We start from the raw sequence: 14,809 nt of genomic DNA, 5'->3' as shown, positions 1-14,809 counted from the left end.
ATTGCAGTCGATAAATGGTCGTGTCAATGGAGGGACAGCCGTGCGTACCCCATCCCACTGGCGCGGCGCCGCCGTGCGGACCAGCGCCGCACTCATCGCCGTCATTCTGCTCGGCGCATCCCCCGCCGCCGCGCGGCACGGCGGACCGACCGACCCAACGACCCCGACCGCGCTCTGGGCCAGCACCAACGGCACCGCGATCAGCCTGACCTGGCAGCAACCGCCCACCGGGCCACGGGTCCACTCCTTCCGGGTGTACGAGGGCGGAGAAGTGGTCGCCCGCACCACCACCACGTCGGCGACGATGAACGTGCTCTTCGGTTCGTCGCACGCGTACACCGTCACCGCTGTCGACCGACACTGGCGGGAGTCGGCGCCGACCGAGCCGGTGACCGGCCGGTCCTGGCTCTCCGGGGTCAACCCGGAGTGCCTGCCGACCCCGACCCTGCCGATCACCGTCACCGCCGTCACCGCGTCGGCGGTCTCGCTCTCCTGGCCCCGGCACCCGCTCGGCGGTGAGTTGGAACTGCGGGTGGACGGCGTCAGCCTGGGCTGGACATCGCTGACCAGCGCCCGGGTGGGCGGTCTGGCGCCCGCCACCGATCACCAGATCCGGCTCTACCGACTCAACCAATGCGGTCCCGGATCGACCGAACCGGTCGGCTCGACCAGCGCCACGACCGCCGCCGGTGATCCCGCGCGGCCCGCCCCGCCTGCCGGGCTCACCGTCACCGGGCGCACCGACACCACAATCAGCCTGGCCTGGACCGCGCCGGCCGGACCGCCACCGGACCGGTACGCGGTCTACGAGGGCGGCACCCGGGTCGCCGTCACAGTCGGCACCACGGCCACCGTCCAACGGCTCTTTCACGCCACCTGGCACCGCTTCACCATCGCCGCGCTCGATTCCGCCGGCAACGAGTCGACGCACAGCCCAGCGGTGTCGGCCAGTACCGAGACCTGCCTGAGCAGCCCGCCCCGGCCGGTCGGGCTGACGGCGACCGCGCTCTCCCCGTCGTCGGTGCGGCTCGGCTGGACCTTCGACGCCACCGCCACCTCGTACACCATCTGGGACGGTGACACGGCTGTCGCCACCTCCCGCTACCCGGAGACGGTCGTCTCCGGTCTGCCGTCCGAGTCCCGACACGTCTATCGGGTCAGCGCGACCCTTCCCCAGTCCTGCGGCGAGACCCCACGCTCCGCCCAGGCGCGGGTCACCACCACACCCGGTCCCGCCGCCCGGCCAGCGGCACCGGCGTCGCTCGAGGTCACCGGCAACGCCCCCGGCAACTGGCCCACCGACGCTCGGCTCACCCTGGCGTGGTCTGCCTCCACCGGAGGCGAGCCCGCTGTCAGCTACCGGGTGTACGAGGGCGCGACCGTCGCCGGAGCGGCCGACGGGACCCAGCTGACGTTGGCGGTGGGCGGGGCGACTTGGCACACGTACACGGTGGTCGCCGTCGATGCCGCCGGCAACGAGTCGGCGGCCAGTCCGCCGGTGACCGCGCAGGGCATGTTCTTTCCGCCGCCGTAGGGCAGGCGACGCCTGCTGCTCGTGCCGGTCGTCCGGCACGAGCAGCAAGCGGATTGGGGCATATGTCGACATCGCTACCCGATCTCGAACCGGATCTACATCAGGATCAGGGCGATGGTGCCCAGCGTGGCCATGAGTAGGCACGTGCCGGGGTGCATGCCGATCGACACCCGGAGGTCCTGCTTGCGCCAGACGAGCCAGACGGCCGGGAACAGGAAGACGATCTTTGACAGTACGGTCCACGGGGCCCAGAAGTGGTACACGGAGAACAGGACGGTGTTGAGCACGGGCGCCCCCCAGCCCAGGTGGGCGATGCGGGGCAGCAGGAAGCCGCGGAAGTAGTACTCCTCGATCAGCGGCAGGGTGAACCCGGTCAGTGGCAGGCAGATCAGCATGGTGGTGACCAGCAGCGAGCGGTCGTACCCGTCGATATAGGTGGTGGCGCTGCCGCCCGCACCCTCGAAGGGGATCCAGGTGAAGAAGTTGTCGAAGACGAAGTTGTCCAGCGGGGTGAGCGACAGGGACACCACCGTCATCCAGACGATCAGCCCGGCGATGAGGGCAATGATCTTGCCCCGGGAGATCGGCCTGTCCCGGTAGGCCAGGACTCCGCGCAGTGACAGGCGGCCGGTGCGCCGTCGGCCCAGCCACAGCAGGCCGATCTGTATCGGCACGAGTACGACGACCAGGGCGATCGCCCAGGCCAGGAAGATCGGGTAGCCGATCGCCTTGACGAACGGTTCGGCCAGGAGCAGGTACGCCCCGACGACAAGTGCTCCGGGCACGAGGTGCAGCGCGACGGACAGCGGAAGCGAGTGACGGTCGGCAACCAGGAGTTCGACGAGGCGGTTGGGTCGGACACGTTCCGGCGCGGCGGTGAGGGTCGATGTTCTCTGCATGGGTAGAAGAATTGCCTCGCCTCCTGTCACAGCCCTGTCCTGCCGCTGACACGGCGACGCGACGATCCTGCCGGGTGTCCCGGCGCAGGTGAGGGCCGTGGATCGTCCGTGGCAGGATCTACCAGGTGCAGATCAGGATGTTGGGGCCGTTCGAGGTACGCGTGAACGGTGACGTCCCGGTCAGCGTGCCGGGCGCGCGGTTGCGTGGACTCCTGGTCGCGCTCGCGCTCAGCCCTGGTCGCGGGGTTTCCAAGGCGGCGCTCGTCGACTGGGTCTGGGGTGAACAGCCACCTGCTGACGCGGCGAACGCCCTGCAACGTCTGGTTTCCCGGCTGCGGAAGGTACTGCCGGAGGGCTTGATCGAGGGGCAGCCGGACGGCTACCGGTTGATGGTCGAGCCGGACGCGGTCGACGCCGTACGGTTCGAACGTCTCGTCACCCGGGTCCGTGACGGCGAGGATCCGCAGTCGGTGGGACGGCTGCGTGAGGCGCTCGCCCTGTGGCGCGGCGCGGCCATGCAGGACGTCGGGTTGACCGACAGCGCGGCGTTCGACGCGGCGGTCACCCGGCTCGACCGGCTACGCCTGGCCGCCCTGGAGGACCGGTTCGACCTGGAGGTCGGCCTCGGTCACGGCGCGGAGGTGGTCACCGAGCTGACCGACCTGGTGGCCGCGCACCCGGTACGGGAACGTCTGGTCGCCGCACTGATGCGTGCCCTCGCCGGAACGGATCGTGCCACCGAGGCGCTGCTGGTCTTCGAGCGCGCGAGGGAGGCACTGGCGGACGCCCTGGGCGTCGATCCCTCACCGGAACTCTCGACACTGCACGTCGCGCTGCTCCGGGGCGAGGTGGGTCGGCGGGATGATCGGAAGACCAACCTGCGGGCCGAGCTGAGCAGCTTCATCGGCCGGGACGAGGCTGTCGTCGCGGTCGGCGCACTCGCCGGCGAACACCGGCTCACCACCCTGATCGGCCCGGGCGGATCGGGGAAGACCAGGCTGGCCACGGAAACCGCGCGCCGGCTGCTGGACGACCTGCCGGACGGCGCCTGGCTGGTGGACCTCGCCGCCGCCGGCGCCGACGGTGACGTGGCCCAGGCGACCCTTGCGGCGCTCGGCCTCCGGGACGCCCTGCTCGGCGAGGCGCCGAACACGGAACTGACCGACCGGCTCGTCGCGGCGATCCGGACCCGGGCGATGTTGCTGATCCTGGACAACTGCGAGCACATGATCGAGTCGGCGGCGACGTTCGCCCACCGGCTGCTCGGAGACTGTCGGCGGTTGCGGATCCTGGCGACGAGCAGGGAACCGCTCGGCATCATCGGCGAGGCGCTGTGGCCGGTCGCGCCGCTGGCCCTGCCGGACGGGAAGGCCGGCCCCGCCGAGATGGAGTCCTCTCCCGCCGTCCGGTTGCTGCGCGACCGGGCGAACGCGGTGCGCAGAGATCTCGCGGTCGACGCCCACACGTCATCGACGCTGGCGCGCGTCTGCCGCGCGTTGGACGGGATGCCGCTGGCGATCGAGTTGGCCGCGGCCAGACTGCGCACCATGTCCGTCGACCAGTTGGCCAGCCGGCTCGACGACCGGTTCCGGTTGCTGACCGGCGGCAGCCGTACGGCGCTGCCCCGGCACCGGACGCTGCGCGCGATGGTCGACTGGAGCTGGGAACTACTGACCGACGCCGAACGGACGGTCCTGCGCAGGCTGTCGGTGTTCGCCGGCGGGGCGAGCCTGGAAGCCGCCGAACGGGTCTGCGCGGATGCCACCATCGAACAGGAGGAGGTGCTCGAGGTACTCACGGCGTTGACCGAGAAGTCACTGCTGATCGTCGACGGCGACCCCACCTTGCGCTACCGCATGCTCGCCACGATCAGGGATTACGCCCTGTACCGCCTCGCCGAGGCGGGGGAAGCGGAGCTGGCGCGTCACGCGCATCTGGCCTACTTCACCGACCTCGCCGAGACTGCCGAGCCGCAGCTTCGCCGAGCCGACCAGTTGGCATGGCTCGCCACGCTCGACGCCGAGCACGACAACATCGCCGCCGCGATGCGCGGCGCGCTCGCGGCGGGTGAAGCGCAGGCGGCGATGCGGCTGGCCGCCGGCGCCGGCTGGTACTGGTGGCTCGGCGGCTACCGGACCGAGGGCATGGAGCTGATCACGGCGGCCACCGAAACGCCGGGCGAGGTGCCCGACGGCATCCGGGCCACGGTGTACGCGCTCGTGGTGCTGTTCGTGAACTCCGGGCCGGGCGACGAACACCACGCCGCCGAGTGGATCCACAAGGCGTACCGGTTCAGCCGGCACAGTCCGCGCGGCCACCCGGGCCTGTCGCTCGTCGTCCCGCTGGAACGAATGTTGCGGGCACCCGACGCGATCCTGGCGGCGTGGGAACCGCTGCTGGACGACGAGGACCCCTGGGTACGCGCGTTGGCCCGCCTCCAGTTGGGCAAGATGCGGGTCATGCTCGGCCAGGACGGGCCGGATGCGGTCGGGTATCTCGAGCAGGCGCTCGCCGAGTTCCGGGCCCTCGGTGAACGGTTCGGCATCTCGTTCGCGCTGACCGAGCTGGCGGAGTTGCTCGCCGTGCGCGGCGACGTCGCCGAGGCGTGCGCGCACTACGAACAGGCGATCGCGGTCGTCACCGAGGTCGGCACCGCCGAGGAGATCATCCGGATCCGGTCCCGACAGGCCCGGCTCTACTGGCTGCTGGGCGACGAGGATTCCAGCGCGGCCGCGATAGCCGAGTCGCAACGGCTCGCGCAACGGGTCACGTGGCCGGGCGCGCTCGCCGAACTGGCGCTGTCGAAGGCGGAGCTGGCGCGCTGGGGCGGCCACGTCGAAGCGGCGTACGAACAGCTCGAAGTCATGACGGCGCTGCTGGGCGACGAGGCGCAGCAGGCGGGTGTCCGGGCGGGAACCCACGACCTGCTGGGCTACCTGGCCGTCGACGTCGACGAGGCCCGTAGGCATCGCGCGGCGGCGTGTCAGGCGGCGCTCGAGGTTGGCTACGCGCCGGTGATCGCGCAGGTGCTGGTCGGGGTCGCGGATCTGGCGCTGCGTCGCGACCAGCCCGAGCAGGCCGCGCGGCTGCTGGGGGCGAGTGCCGCCGTGCGTGGTCTGCCGGATCGTTCCCACCCCGACGCGGCCCGGATCGAGCGGACGGTGTGCAGCCTCCTCGGCGAAGCGACGTTCGCCGAGGAGGCTCGAAAGGGCGCTGAGACGGATTGGAGTCAGTTGGTCGCGGTCACGCTCGCTTCGTGAACGTGGACCGCGCCCACAGGTATCCGACCAGGGCGATGCCGACACACCAGGCGATGGCGGTGATCGTCGTGCCGGTGGACGGTGCGCCGTCGAGGAGGCCGCGCAGGGTCTCGATGATCGGCGTGAAGGGCTGGTACTCCGCGAACTCCCGGAGCCCGGGCCCCATCTTGTCCGCCGGCACGATCGCACTGCTGAAGAACGGCAGCATGACCAGCGGCACGGAGGCCAGTCCCGCCGTTTCCGGAGACTTCGCCGACAGTCCCAGGGCGACGGTGAGCCAACTGGCCGCGAAACCGAGCAGCACGATGATGCCGATCGCGCCGAGCCAGTCGAGGAAACTCGCCGACGGGCTGAACCCCAGCAGGAAGGCCACCCCGATGAGGGCCGCGATGGCGACCAGGTTGGTCAGCACGGTGGCGATCACGTGGCCGGTCAACACCGCACCGCGGGAGACGTGCATGACCTTGAACCGGTTGATGATGCCCTTCGTCATGTCGGAGTTCACCGCCGTCGCGGTGGACCCCAGCCCGTAACAGACGGCCAGCAGCATCAGACCCGGCGTCGCGTAGTCGATGTAGTCGACACCGACGTTGAAGGCGTCCCCGAACATGTACACGAACATCAACATGATCACGATCGGCATCAGGACCGCGTTGAACACCGAGGTCGGATTCCGGGCGATGTGCTTGAAGTTGCGACGCAACATGACCATCGAGTGGGACTGGGTGCTCATTTCGCGGCCACCTCCGTGGTACGGCCCGTCAGGGCAAGGAAGACGTCATCGAGGTCCGGCGTTTGCACGGACAGTTCTTCGGCGCTGATCGCGTACTCGTCGAGCCGGTCCAGCAGAGCCCGTAGCGACTTCGTCCCGCCGTCGCCGGGAACCCGCAGGGCCAGTGCCTCGTCGTCCCGCGTGGAGTCGTTGAGAACCCGCGCGGCCGCGTCGAGTTCGGCGACGGTGGCGAACCGGAGCCGGACGTGCGTCCCCGGGATCTGGCGCTTGAGCTCGTCGGGGGTTCCCTGGGCGACGAGACGCCCCTGGTCGAGTACCGCGATCCGGTCGGCGAGTTGGTCGGCTTCCTCGAGGTACTGGGTGGTGAGGAAGATGGTCGTCCCGCCGGCCACCAGGTCGCGGATGATCGACCACATCGTGCGGCGGCTGCGTGGGTCCAGCCCCGTCGTCGGCTCGTCGAGGAAGATGATGTGCGGGTCGCCGACGAGCGTCATCGCCAGGTCCAGCTTCCGGCGCATGCCTCCCGAGTAGGTCGACGCCGGCTTGTCCGCCGACCCGGTCAGTTCGAACCGCTCCAGCAGTTGACCGATGAGCTGTTTGCCGTCCTTGGTGCGCAGGTCGCCGAGGTCCACCATCAGCTGCAGGTTCTCCCGCCCGGTGAGCAGCTCGTCCACCGCCGCGAACTGGCCGGTGACGCCGATCGCCGACCGCACCGCCTTCGCCTCGGTCGCGACGTCGTGCCCGGCGACCCGCACCGAGCCGCCGTCGGCCCGCACCAACGTGGTCAACACGTTCACCGTCGTCGTCTTGCCCGCCCCGTTCGGACCCAGCAGGGAGAAGATGGTGCCCGCCTGGACGTCCAGGTCGATGCCGTCGAGCACGACCTTGTCCTTGTACGCCTTCCGCAGTCCACGGACCGCGATCGCTGAACTTGTCATGCAACCACCGTGTACGGCTGCTCTGTCACCCCCCTGACACCGCCCTGACACGGCGACCGACACGGCCAGTACCCGGTACTACCGCCTAGCGGTACTCGGTGGTACGTTATACCGGTACTTGGTCGTACCAGGTACCGGATGGGGAGTTGTGGTGGAGGATCTGACCGAGATGCTGAAGGGCACGCTCGAGGGGTGCGTGCTCGAGATCATCGGCCGTGAGCAGACCTACGGGTACGCCATCACGCGCCGGTTGAACGAGCTCGGCTTCACCGACGTCATCGACGGCACGGTGTACACCATCCTGCTGCGTCTGGAGCGCAACAGGCTTGTCGAGGTCGTGAAGCGGCCGTCCGAGGTGGGTCCGCCGCGCAAGTTCTACACGCTCAACGACGCCGGGCGCAGGGAGCTCGCGACGTTCTGGACGAAGTGGCAGTACGTCTCCTCGCGGATCGACAAACTCAGGGAGGGCGGGGCATGAGCTTCTGGGAGACCATCACGGGCAGCGATCTGAGCCGGGAGTGGAAGGCGTTCGAGGGCCGGGCGCAGGCGTTGCCGGCCGACTATCAGGCCGCGTGGGGTCAGATCGTGGCCCACCTCTTCCCGTACGGGAGCTTCACGGGCCGCAACCTGACTCCTGTCGCCGACGCCGCTCTCGGGTTGCTCGAGGAGGCCGCGGCCGACGGGCAGCACATCGACGAGGTGCTCGGCGACGACATCGCCGGCTTCTCGACGGCGCTGGCCGGCGGAGCGGGGGCCCGCACCTACCGCGACCGGTGGCGGGAGCAGTTGAACCGGAACGTCGCACGCAAACTGGCCCGGTTGGGAGACTGACATGAGCATCCAGGACATCATCGAGGGCAAGAAGCAGTGGCGGGCGCACGTCGCCCGGGTCAGGGCACTTCCGCCCGACTATCGGATCGTCTACCAGGAGATGCAGCGCTACCTGTTCAAGGTCGGGCCGACCGACCTGCTCGACGATGGTCTGCTTCCTGGACTCGTCGACTTCTTCGAGGAGGGCGTCGCAGCCGGCAAGGGCGTTCTGGAGGTCACCGGCGCCGACGTCGCCGCCTTCTGCGATGACCTGATCAAGGACTCGCGCACCTATGCCGACGTCTACCAGGAGTCCCTGGGGCGATAGCTCCAGCGGCGACCCGGGCGCCCGACCGACCCTGGCCGCGCATTGCCGCCGACTCCAGCCTGCGGACCGCACGCCAACCACCGGGTACCCCGGCTAATCGAGGAGGCGGGGCCGGAGCGCCTCGGCGTCCGGGTGGTCGAGCTCGTCGAGGATCGCCACCGCCTGCGCCCAGGCGTCCCGCGCGTCACGTACCGCGCCGTCGGCGTACCGGGTGTCGCCGAGCTTGGTCAGCACACCCGCCTCGTTGTAGCGGTCGCCCAGTTCGCGGCACAGGGCGAGCGCCCGCAGATAACAGGCCAGCGCGTCGTCGTACTGGCCGAGGTGTTGGTGGGCGTGGCCGAGGCTGTCCCAGCCCGCCGCCTCGCCGTGCCGGTCGCCGATCTCCTGATGCAGCGCGAGCGCCTGTTCGCAGTACGTCACGGCCTCGCGGTGCCGGCCCAGCAGGGAGTGGTGCCAGCCGATCGTGCTCAGCGTGTTGGCCTGGCCGAGGCGGTGGCCGCTGGCCCGGCACAGTTCGAGGGACGCCTGCGCGTGCCGGAGCGCCTCCTCGTACCGGCCGCGGCGTTCCGACACCTGGGCACGGTTGTAGTGCACGCGCGCGCGCCCGGCACCGTCACCGAGCTGGCTGAAGATGTCGAGGGCGTGGCGCAGGTGCGCGTCGGCGTCGTCGTAGCGGGCGAGCTTCTGGTAGACCCGGCCGAGGCTGGTGCATGCCTGGGCCTGGCCGGGCAGGTCGGCGAGTGACCGTGCGGCGGCGAGAGCCGTCTCCTGGCTGCTGGCCTGGTCGGCCCAGTGGCCACGGCGATCCAGAAAGTCGTCGAGGGTCCAGGCGAGTTGCCAGGCGTGCGTGTCGAACCCGGCCCGCGCGGCCAGTCGGATCATCGCCAGCAACGCGGGTCGTTCGGCCGTGAGCCAGCCGAGCGCCGCGTCGTGGTCGGCCGGGACGTCGAGGCTCGTGCCGGTCGCGGGCGGGTCGAGGGCGATCGGGTCGCGTGGCGGGTTGAGTCGCAGCGCGGCTGCCCGGGACGTGTGCAGGTAGTGGTCGAGCAGCCGCCGCAGCGCCGCCCGCCGCTCGTCGTCGGTGTCCTCCTTGTGGGTCAGTTCGATCGCGTACATGTGCAGCAGGTCGTGTGTCGCGTACCGCCCGTGGTTGTGCGCGGTGGCGAGGTTGGCCGTGGTCAGTTCGGCCAGCAGTGGCCGGATCCGGTTGGCGGGCAGCCCGGCGAGGCTGGCGGCGGCGTACGGGCCGACATGCGCGCCGGGGTGCAGGCCCAGCAGTCGGAACAGCCGCGCCGCTTCGGCCCCGAGAAGGTGGTAGGACCAGGAGAAGACCTCGCGTGCGTCGACCGCGCGGTCGTCGCCGGCCAGGGCGTCGAGCCGATCGCGGGCGTCGCCGGTGTGCAGTTCTGCGGCGAGGCTGTCCAGCGACAGATGGGTACTCGTCGCCGCCCGTGCCGCCACCACCGCGAGCGCCAGCGGCAGGTGGGCGCAACCAGCGATGATCATGTCGAGTGGGTGGCGGTCGGCGGTCCGTTGCGCGCCGAGACGCCGGGTGAGCAGCTCGTGGGCCTCCGCATCGCTCATCACGTCCAGCACCAGCGCGTGGGCGCCCTCGGCGGCGACCAGGCTCGGCAGCCGGTTGCGACTGGTCACGATCACGGCGCAGCTCGGCGCCCCGGGCAGCAGCGGGCGTACCTGCTCGGCGTCGCGGGCGTTGTCGAGCAGTACGAGCATCCGGCGGCCGGCCAGCAGACTGCGGAACAGGCCGGTGCGGCCGTCGAGGCTGGCCGGGACCCGGTGCGGCGACACCCCGAGCGCGTCGAGGAAGCCGTGCAGGGCGTCCTCCGGCGAGACCGCGGCGCCGCCCTGGTCGTAACCGCGCAGGTTCAGATAGAGCTGGCCGTCCGGGAAGGCGCCGGACATCCGGTGCGCCCAGTGCACGGCCAGGGCGGACTTGCCGATTCCCGCGATCCCCGAGACGGCGGCGATCCTCACCGCCGTGGGATGGCTGGTCGCGCCGGTCAGCAGCGCGTCGAGGCACGCGATCTCGGTGGCGCGGCCGCTGAAGCCGTACACGTCCGGCGGCAGTTGGGCCGGAACCTCGATCGGCGGCGGTTGGGACGAAACCCTGACCTCGGCCGCCGCCGCAGCGGCCGGTGCCGCGCCGGCCGCCGGCCGCGCCAGCTCACCGCGGAGGATGGCACCCTCCAGTTCGGTGAGTGCCGGCCCCGGATCAAGGCCGTGCTGCTCGGCCAGTGCCGCTCGCAGGCGCCGAAACCGGTCCAGCGCCTCGGCGGTACGCCCAGCGCGCTGCAGCGCTCGCATGAGCAGGCCGCAGAACGCCTCGTGCAGCGGGTACTCGTCCATCATCGGTGCGAGTTCGCTGAGCACCTCGAAGTCGTTGCCGATCGCCAACTCGGCCTCGGCCAGGGTCTCCAGAGTGGCCCGGCGGCGCTCGTGCAGGTGTTCGCGGGCGGCCGGGACGAAGGCGCCCCGGGCATCGCCGAGCGGCTCACCCCGCCACAGCCGCAGGCCGGCCCGTGCGGTGCTGGCCGCGTCGGCGAACCGCCCGCCGGCCAGGTGTCCCTTCGCCTGCGTGAGGTGGCTGGCGAGGAGGGCGGCGTCGAGCTGTCCCGGTTCGACGTGGATGGTGTAGCCGCCGGCGGACCAGGGGATCGCATCCTCGCCACCGGTGTCGCGCAGCTGCGCGCGCAGCGCGTAGACGGCGGAGTGGACCTGCGCTCGCGCCGTCTGCGGTGCGGCCGGGCCCCACAGCGCCTCGGCAGCCGCGTCGGGGCTCACCGTGCGGTTGGCGTTGAGCAGCAACAGGGCGAGTAGCGCCCGCCGCTGCGGGCGGGCCACCACCACCGGCCGCCCGTGCGCGGACACCTCCACCGTGCCCAGGATCGTGTACCGCATTGGTCCCGCCCCCGTGGATCTTGCGATCGCCCGCCCCGGCGCGTGTAGCAAATGTATCGCCGACGTGTAGCTGGTGTAACTGCCGTACCGGAAAAGATCGTTGGTGACGGGGACACCCGCACGATCGGCTTGCGGTGCTGGGTGGACTGTCGGGCCGGCCGTCAAGGCCGCAACCCCGGCGGTGGCCCGTGGTGCGGCTGCACCACCTGGGTCGGTAACTGCTGATGTCATGCTCCGGCGACGGCCAGCCCCCCTGGCCGTCGCCGGTTCACCTGCCGTCGGAGGTCACGTCGTAGCCGTACCTCGTTCCGCCTGCCGGATCAGGTGGGCGGGGTACGGCTCGTGCGCGCCGTGCGGCGGCCGGCAGGTGCCTCGTGCAACTGCCTGGGCGTGGGCACCGAGCCGGTGTCGGAGCGGCATTGTCGTTCGCGACGTCGCGCTTCCCGCCGCCACGGCGGTGGGCGCGGCGGGCACGACGACGGGGGATGCTGCCCCGATCGATCCGGCCGGTGCCGCGTTCAGCGTCGCGGGCGTGTCCCCGCCGTACTGGTGATCGTCATGCCCGACGTCCGGGCAGGCGCGCGGGAACCTGCTGCTGGCACAGCACGACTACAGCCAGTCGTGCTCGCGGGCGTACCGCGCCGCCTCGTGTCGGGTCTGGGTCTGGGTCTTCTGCATGGCGCTGGAAAGGTAGTTGCGTACGGTGCCCTGCGCGAGGTGGAGACGGGTGGCGATCTCGGCGACCGAGTACCCCTCACCGGTCACCCGCAGCACGTCGAGTTCACGGTCGCTGAGCGGGCAGTCGTCCATCACGGCGAGCGCGGAAACCTCCGGGTCGATCCAGCGCCGGCCGTCCCGCAGGGTGGCGATGACCGAGGCGATGTGCGCCGGCTCGGCCGACTTGCTGACGAAGCCCTGTACGCCCAGCTTCAGGGCCCGGCGCAGCACCCCGGGACGGGCGTGCCGGGTCAGCATCAGGACCACCTGCCCGGGTCGTACCCGGCGGATCTCGGTGATCGCGGCCAGGCCGTCGACGTTCGGCATCTCCAGGTCGATGACCAGCACGTCGGGCTGGTGCCGCAGGGTGGCCTCGACGGCGCTCCCGCCGCCGTCCGCCTCGGCGAGGACGGTGATGTCGCCCTCCAGCGGAAGCAGTGCGGCCAGGGCCTTGCGGAGCAGGGCCTCGTCGTCGGCGAGTACCACTGTCGTCATCGGGCCTCCTCTTCCTCGGCGGTCGCGGCCGTCCCGGACCGGGCGAAGGTCGCGGCGGTCCGGAACTCCCCGGCGCGCCGCTCGGCCGTCAGCTCGCCGCCGCCCTCCGTCACCCGCTGCCGCAGGGCGGAGAGTCCTCCCAGTTCGGGGCGGGTGTCGCCGGGTGCCCCGTCGTTGACGATCGCGATGCCGGCGGCGGAGAGTGTTATCCGCACCTGGGTGGCCTGGGCGTGCCGCAGGATGTTCGTGGTCGTCTCCCGCAGCACCAGGCCGAGCAGTTCGCTGAACCCGGAGTCGATCTCGGCACGGCGGGTTATCCGTACCCGGATGCCGGCGGCCTCGAACAGGTTCCGTGCGTTCTCGAGTTCGGCGGAGAGGTTGAGTCGCCGTTGGGCGTACGCGAGTTCCTTGGTCTGGGTGATGGTGTCGCTGACCAGGTCGTGGATCTCGCGAAGCTCCTCGTCGGCGCGTGCGGCGTCGCTGCGGACCAGCCTGCGGGCCAGCGCGAGCTTCAGCTTCACCACGTGCAGGGTGTGGCCCTGGATGTCGTGCAGGTCGCTGGCGAACCGGAAGCGTTCGCGGGTGACGGCCAGTTCCGCCTCGCGCTTTCGGGAGTGGTCCAGCTCCCGGACGATGTCGTAGAACCGCTCGCCCAGCAACGTCAGGACGGTCACCAGCACGGTGACCGCCGTCGGGACGATGACGTAGCTGACCAGGGTCCGGCGTACGTCGTCCTGGTCGATCAGCAGCCGTGCCGCGCCCACCGCGGCGACGAAGCCGAAGAGCCCGGCCGCCGCCAGCCCCCGATGCCGGTGCGGCCGGGTGAGGGCGAAGGAACCGACGGTGCAGATGCCCCAGTACGCGTTCGGGGCGCCGATGAGCAGCGCCCCCGGCGGCCAGACGGCCCCCGCGACGATCACGCAGGGTAGGACGACCCGGGCGAGGTCGTCCGCCGTCCACCGCTCGTAGGTCAGCAGAGCCGCCCCGACAGCCGGGGTCAGGACGACGGCGTGCCACCAGGTGCGGGTGTCGACGACCACCACCACGACCGCCCCGATCACCAGCGGCGGCATCGTCGTCAGGAGGTTGAGCCGGCGCAACCGTCCCTGCGTCGCCTCGGTGATGCGCAGCGATCTTGCTGTCACCAACCCAGTATGCTGCGGCCCCGGACCGGCGGGCAGTGACATCACGTCACATGTAGTCGTGACGTGCCTGCACTGACGATCGGGCCGGACCGCTGCTGTCATTGGGACATGTCCAGCACACCAGTAATCGAAGTCGAAGGACTGAACGTCACGTACGGTGACTTCCGTGCCGTACGGGACCTCTCCTTCCAGGTGCGGCCGGGGGAGCTCTACGCGCTGCTCGGCACGAACGGGGCGGGGAAGACGTCGGCCCTGGAGACCATCGAGGGCCACCGGACGCCGACCTCCGGCACCGTACGCGTCTTCGGGCACAGTCCACGCGACCGACGCCTGGTGCGTCCCCGGATGGGCGTGATGCTCCAGGAGAGCGGATTCTCCCCGGATCTCACGGTCCGGGAGTCGGTCCGCCTGATCGGTCAGCTCACCCGGCGGACCGACGACGTCGACCGGATTCTCGACCTCGTCGACCTGACCGGGAAGGCCAGGACGAGGGTGTCCCAGCTCTCCGGCGGGGAGAAGCGGCGGCTGGACTTCGCCACCGCCATCTACGGTACGCCGGAACTGATCTTCCTGGACGAGCCGACCACCGGCCTGGACGTCCGGTCCCGGGACGCCCTCTGGGCGACGGTCGACCGGCTGCGTGAGAACGGCGCGACGATCGTGCTCACCACGCACTACCTGGAGGAGGCGCAACAGCGCGCCGACCGGATCGGGCTGATGCACGAGGGCACGTTCCACCGGGAGGGGACGGTCTCCGAGCTGACCCGTACCCTGCCGGCGGTCATCCGCTTCACACTGGCCGCACCGGCACCGGCGCTGCCCCTGGCCGCCACCGTCGGCGGCGACGGCAAGGTCGTGGTCGAGACCTTCGGACTACAGAAGGACCTGCACGTCCTGCTCAGCTGGGCGGACGAGTACGCCGTCGAGTTGCAGGACCTCCAGGCCGGGCCGACCCGGCTCGACGACGTCTTCCGGGCCATCGGCAACCGACCCGCCGACACCGCCACCTCGGCAAGCTGACCCGTCCCCGA

12 protein-coding genes are annotated in these 14,809 nt (G+C 70.8%); 6 read left to right on the top strand and 6 right to left on the bottom strand.

Features of this window, described 5'->3' with window-relative positions; translation table 11 throughout:
- The first annotated feature begins 40 nt into the window (after positions 1-40).
- The gene (locus ACN28A_RS11175) at positions 41-1,534 is read left to right on the top strand and encodes a fibronectin type III domain-containing protein (protein ID WP_421394777.1); all 1,494 of its coding nucleotides are present in this window, start codon (positions 41-43) and stop codon (positions 1,532-1,534) included.
- Positions 1,535-1,629: 95 nt separating this feature from the next.
- On the opposite strand, the gene ACN28A_RS11170 is transcribed toward ACN28A_RS11175, so the two are convergent.
- A complete protein-coding gene (locus ACN28A_RS11170; RefSeq protein ID WP_421394775.1) occupies positions 1,630-2,433 on the bottom strand; it encodes a CPBP family intramembrane glutamic endopeptidase in 804 nt (267 codons plus the stop codon).
- 125 nt (positions 2,434-2,558) lie between these two features.
- Here ACN28A_RS11170 and ACN28A_RS11165 point away from each other — a divergent pair, with 125 nt between their 5' ends.
- Complete coding sequence (locus tag ACN28A_RS11165) at positions 2,559-5,693, top strand: BTAD domain-containing putative transcriptional regulator (RefSeq protein ID WP_421394774.1); 3,135 nt, start codon at positions 2,559-2,561, stop codon at positions 5,691-5,693.
- On the opposite strand, the gene ACN28A_RS11160 is transcribed toward ACN28A_RS11165, so the two are convergent.
- Both ACN28A_RS11160 and ACN28A_RS11155 read right to left on the bottom strand, forming a co-directional pair.
- A complete protein-coding gene (locus ACN28A_RS11160) occupies positions 5,677-6,426 on the bottom strand; it encodes an ABC transporter permease (RefSeq protein ID WP_421394771.1) in 750 nt (249 codons plus the stop codon). The genes ACN28A_RS11165 and ACN28A_RS11160 overlap by 17 nt on opposite strands.
- Complete coding sequence (locus tag ACN28A_RS11155) at positions 6,423-7,364, bottom strand: ATP-binding cassette domain-containing protein (RefSeq protein ID WP_421394769.1); 942 nt, start codon at positions 7,362-7,364, stop codon at positions 6,423-6,425. Before ACN28A_RS11155 ends, ACN28A_RS11160 begins: the two co-directional genes overlap by 4 nt.
- 151 nt (positions 7,365-7,515) lie before the next feature.
- Here ACN28A_RS11155 and ACN28A_RS11150 point away from each other — a divergent pair, with 151 nt between their 5' ends.
- Genes ACN28A_RS11150 through ACN28A_RS11140 form a run of 3 tightly spaced genes read left to right on the top strand, consistent with a single transcriptional unit; the run spans position 7,516 to position 8,502 of the window.
- A complete protein-coding gene (locus ACN28A_RS11150) occupies positions 7,516-7,842 on the top strand; it encodes a PadR family transcriptional regulator (protein WP_421394768.1) in 327 nt (108 codons plus the stop codon).
- Complete coding sequence (locus ACN28A_RS11145) at positions 7,839-8,195, top strand: DUF1048 domain-containing protein (RefSeq protein ID WP_421394767.1); 357 nt, start codon at positions 7,839-7,841, stop codon at positions 8,193-8,195. Before ACN28A_RS11150 ends, ACN28A_RS11145 begins: the two co-directional genes overlap by 4 nt.
- 1 nt (position 8,196) lies before the next feature.
- On the top strand, positions 8,197-8,502 hold the full coding sequence (locus ACN28A_RS11140; protein ID WP_421394765.1) for a DUF1048 domain-containing protein: 306 nt from the start codon (positions 8,197-8,199) through the stop codon (positions 8,500-8,502).
- Between the two features lie 93 nt (positions 8,503-8,595).
- Here ACN28A_RS11140 and ACN28A_RS11135 read toward each other — a convergent pair whose 3' ends face one another.
- The 3 genes from ACN28A_RS11135 to ACN28A_RS11125 all read right to left on the bottom strand — a co-directional run bounded on the left by ACN28A_RS11135 (position 8,596) and on the right by ACN28A_RS11125 (position 13,778).
- Positions 8,596-11,421, bottom strand: coding sequence for a BTAD domain-containing putative transcriptional regulator (locus ACN28A_RS11135; protein ID WP_421394763.1), 2,826 nt, complete (start codon positions 11,419-11,421; stop codon positions 8,596-8,598).
- Positions 11,422-12,030: 609 nt separating this feature from the next.
- On the bottom strand, positions 12,031-12,633 hold the full coding sequence (locus tag ACN28A_RS11130; protein ID WP_421394761.1) for a response regulator transcription factor: 603 nt from the start codon (positions 12,631-12,633) through the stop codon (positions 12,031-12,033).
- Positions 12,630-13,778, bottom strand: a complete 1,149-nt coding sequence (locus ACN28A_RS11125; protein ID WP_421394760.1) for a sensor histidine kinase — start codon at positions 13,776-13,778, stop codon at positions 12,630-12,632. The genes ACN28A_RS11130 and ACN28A_RS11125 overlap by 4 nt, the downstream gene beginning before the upstream one ends.
- 108 nt (positions 13,779-13,886) lie before the next feature.
- Here ACN28A_RS11125 and ACN28A_RS11120 point away from each other — a divergent pair, with 108 nt between their 5' ends.
- Positions 13,887-14,798: an ABC transporter ATP-binding protein gene (locus ACN28A_RS11120; RefSeq protein ID WP_421394758.1), complete on the top strand. Its 912-nt coding sequence runs from the start codon at positions 13,887-13,889 to the stop codon at positions 14,796-14,798.
- Positions 14,799-14,809 lie beyond the last annotated feature (11 nt).

The organism is Plantactinospora sp. WMMB782 (assembly GCF_049179135.1).
GTDB lineage: Bacteria > Actinomycetota > Actinomycetes > Mycobacteriales > Micromonosporaceae > Plantactinospora.
Note: the sequence above shows the minus strand (reverse complement) of the source record. Positions and strands in the feature narration are given on the sequence as shown.